The organism is Tunicatimonas sp. (assembly GCF_049647865.1).
Taxonomy (GTDB): Bacteria; Bacteroidota; Bacteroidia; order Cytophagales; family Cyclobacteriaceae; genus Tunicatimonas.
In genome coordinates this window covers 1-3,643 of sequence record NZ_JBARYM010000213.1, presented here as the reverse complement: position 1 = coordinate 3,643, position 3,643 = coordinate 1, and the positions used below count along the sequence as shown (strand labels likewise).

Sequence of the window (3,643 nt, the reverse complement as noted above, 5' to 3'; positions counted from 1 at the left end):
GGTGAATACTATACCGGTTTCACTATCCAAAGTAGCGAAACCGACTCTATCCGACTGGAAGTATCTTTCACAGTAGAATAACCCGTACAATTACAATAATCTAATCGATAATGAAAAAGTGTTACATTTCATTAAAGCTATTGGTATGCCTTATTAGCACTATCGTTAGCATAAGTGCTACCGCCCAGACTACCCCTAAGAAACCAATTGAAACACCTAATGGTCCTACAACCAATATTGTGGGAGGGGCAAACGCTAACATTAATGCAGTACCTTGGCAAGTTCTACTAGATGTCAACGGAGGGCTATGTGGGGGTACAATTATTGCTCCCGGATGGATACTTACTGCTGCCCACTGTTTAGAAAACTCTTTTACCGGAGTGCGGTACCAAGCCAATCAAATTCAGGTATTTGCCGGAGTTACGCTTCGCAGCAATAGAAATAGTGGACAGGTTAGAACTGTAACCCAAATTATTCGCCATAATAATTGGGGCACCAATGCCAATAGCCGCTTTGATAACGATATAGCACTACTACGATTAAACACCCCCCTAACGTTTAACGCTAATGTGCAGGGTATTCGCTATGCAACTGCTAACGATGTTACCAGAGGACTTACGAATGCTGGAGTGATCACTACTGTTTCCGGGTGGGGACAATTAGCAGAAGGAGGGTCAACGCCAGACCATTTACAATCTGTTAATGTTCCTATCGTGGTCAACGCTACGGCGGTTGCTCAGTATAATAATTTACCAGCACCGGATGATGATCTTGATGTAACTGGCAATATGATTGCTGCTGGTGTTATGGGTACCGGAGGTACAGGAGTGTGTTTCGGAGATAGCGGTGGGCCCCTAATTATTCGTGATGGACCAGCACCAGTACTAGCAGGCGTTATCAGCTATGGAATAGGATGTGCGCGACCTGATTTTCTACAATTGTATACTCGCGTTTCTAGTTTTTGTGACTGGATATCCGATCGTATTGCGGCTATAGAAAATGGAGCTAGTACATTGTGCACCTCTAATGCAACCTATAATCTACGCCATGGACCAGTTACTGGAACTACTGTTACTTGGTCGGCTACTCCAGCCAACCTATTCGCTACTAATACGGGGACGGGAACAGCTGCTACATTAAGAGCTGCCAGTAGTAGTGTCAGGGGTCAGGGTACATTAACCTTTACTATCAATGGCGGATGCGGCACGACTACTGTATCCAGAACGTTTCAGGTGGGAAGTTCAATAAGCATTGCATGGTTCGGCACCGGGCCTTTCGGTCAGGTTGATGTCACCGTAACGGGCGGTTCGCCCCCGTACAGATTTTACCGAAACGGTTCTTTAATATTTACCTCAGTGACAAATACCAATACTATCACAATTCCTTTCGGTTGCAATGGTGGAACTCTAAGAGTAGAAGCTGGTACACCCTGCGGAACGGCTTCCACCACTACTACCATACCCCCTGGTTGTGCTTCGGGTATGATGGTGTACCCTAACCCGGCTAATGAGCAATTGACCATTGAGCAAGTTCCACCCGCGGATTCTTCATTGGCCACCGCCTCTATGTTCACCGAACGAACTACATCTTCTGCGCCAATCTCGTTTAGCGTGAAGCTCTACAATAGTCAACAGAAAGTAGTAGCAACCGACTCAACCAAAGATACCGAGATACAGTTGAATACTAGTAAGCTTCCCGCGGGTACCTACTACCTGCATATCCACCACCAAGAAGGTACTTTGCAGAAACAGGTTGTTATAGAATAAACCAAATTAGCTATTCCATCAATTAGCCGTATTCTGATGGGTACGGCTTTTTTTATTGTACGTTTTATGCAAAACGCTCGCCCATTGCACGATATGTGCAAAATTACCAGCCGGACAGCAGTTCTCACTTTGCCGTCATTCCGGACGTTTGCATAGCGCAGCGACGCAAATGATCCGGAATCCCCCGTCGCAAAACTATAACCTGACATCGTATGCTGGACATTTTCGTCGCTGTAGCCGGGGATTCCGGAATGACGGCCCCCGTGGCGCGGCACGTTTTGTTGGATATTTTCTAAAGTGAGAATTGCTGCCAGCCGGAGCACGTTTGTTTCTAATGAGTATTTCTACACAATGATTTAGTCGAGCGACTGAATAGAAGGATGCGATAAATTTCCAGGATTTCCTTTCACCGGAATAAATTCTAACGGTGGATAAAACAAAGCTACATCATCCACATTCTCTCCTTTCAAGAAGCGAATAATGGTGGAGGTGGCTTGGGGATGCGTCAGTATCTGCTCATGTCCGGCATTGTCCACGATGATGTGGCTACTGTTGGAAAAACCCCAGCGCACTTCTTCGGCTTGGTAGGGCGGGGTATTGAAATCCAGCGTACCGCTCATAAACAGGGTACGAATATTACTGATTAGCGGGGCGCGAAACTCTTCCCCCAGATCAGGATGAGGCCAGTCGGAGTCCATTAAAGCCGCCAGAATATCCTGAAACGGACTTACTACTAATTCTTCCTCTATTCTAGCCAACCTACTCGGACTACCTCCCGAGGCTACATCCATCGTGGCACTCATGCCTTGCGTTCCGTAAAAGTTTCCGATACGTTTCTGTACAAACCACTGCAATATAGAATAATCACCCTGACTGATGCTGTACAGCAAACGAGGAAAAACGGGAATATCGGAAGCATCGCCAATATCAATACGTAGAATCAGATTGAGTCCGAACGAACCTACCTTCACCAGTATCGGCTCGCCGGTGAGCGGTGATTTGATTTCCAACTCCGCCGGATGCTCATCCAGTTGGTTAACCACTCGCCGGTACAAATCGGTTAGGTTGGGTACCATCGCCCTTATCTGCGAATCAGCCTGAGCCATTAGGGCGATCTTCCGAAACTGGATGTCTATCGTAGAAGGCAATTTGAAGGTGTGGTTTAGCCCTTCCACCCCAATCTGTACCGCGTTCTTTACGTGCTCGCCAAAATACTTAATGTAAGCTTGACCTAAGTGCGTTCCGTAGCTGAAGCCCAGTAACGACAATTGATCGTAAGATAAAGCCTATCTCAGATCATCTATGTCCCGAGCACTTTCCAGCGTGGTATAGCCGTGCAAATCCACTCCCCTTTGTTTAAAGTCAGCTAAGGCAGCTTGTCCCATTTCCTCAAAATATTTTTCTCGTGCCGCTTCATTAGCGAGAATATCAGTCGGTATACCTTCTTGATGAATATACAGCACTCGTTCCGACCCCGCGCTGGTTCCTCGCTGATCCAGCAGAATAACATCACTTACCTCCAAGAAAGGCAGCCATCGTTCCAGATAATGAGGATCATCCGCTTGCCAGGTACAGCTTTGCCCCGGCCCACTGGCTAGATAGATCAACGGAACTTCGGGATTAAAATTAGTGCTTTTTAATTGCACAAAATGCACGGAAATTTCTTCCGAATCAGGGTTGGATCGGTTCTCGGGCACTTTTAGACTTCCCACGGTGGCATCTACCACCACTCCTGATTCGCTCTTAAACGATTGATCTTCGATGGTTATCAATTTGGATAGATTTTGGGCGTGAGTCACCTGTGTAAATAGTCCCAAGTAGATGAATAGCAAATAGTGTTTCATAATTTTGTTTTTTCCAATTGTAAGGTTATTGGC

General features: G+C 46.3%; 3 protein-coding genes. 1 reads left to right on the top strand and 2 read right to left on the bottom strand.

Annotation, left to right across the window (positions count from 1 at the left end; all coding sequences use genetic code 11):
* Window positions 1–110 precede the first annotated feature (110 nt).
* Window positions 111–1,766 (top strand): trypsin-like serine protease, encoded by a 1,656-nt coding sequence (locus tag WBA23_RS06610; protein WP_424581463.1) that lies wholly within the window; start codon window positions 111–113, stop codon window positions 1,764–1,766.
* A 356-nt stretch (window positions 1,767–2,122) separates the two neighbouring features.
* Here the strand turns inward: WBA23_RS06610 and WBA23_RS06605 are convergent, their stop codons facing one another.
* Together WBA23_RS06605 and WBA23_RS06600 are read right to left on the bottom strand one after the other, a co-directional pair.
* A complete protein-coding gene (locus tag WBA23_RS06605) occupies window positions 2,123–3,034 on the bottom strand; it encodes an alpha/beta hydrolase (RefSeq protein ID WP_424581462.1) in 912 nt (303 codons plus the stop codon).
* Window positions 3,035–3,052: 18 nt separating this feature from the next.
* A partial coding sequence (locus WBA23_RS06600; protein WP_424581461.1) for a hypothetical protein occupies window positions 3,053–3,643 on the bottom strand: 591 nt, incomplete at its 5' end.

What these genes read in the sequence shown, in the direction of transcription:
- WBA23_RS06610 (WP_424581463.1), top strand. Translation starts at nt 111, where the DNA reads ATGAAAAAGTGTTACATTTCATTAAAGCTATTGGTATGCCTTATTAGC.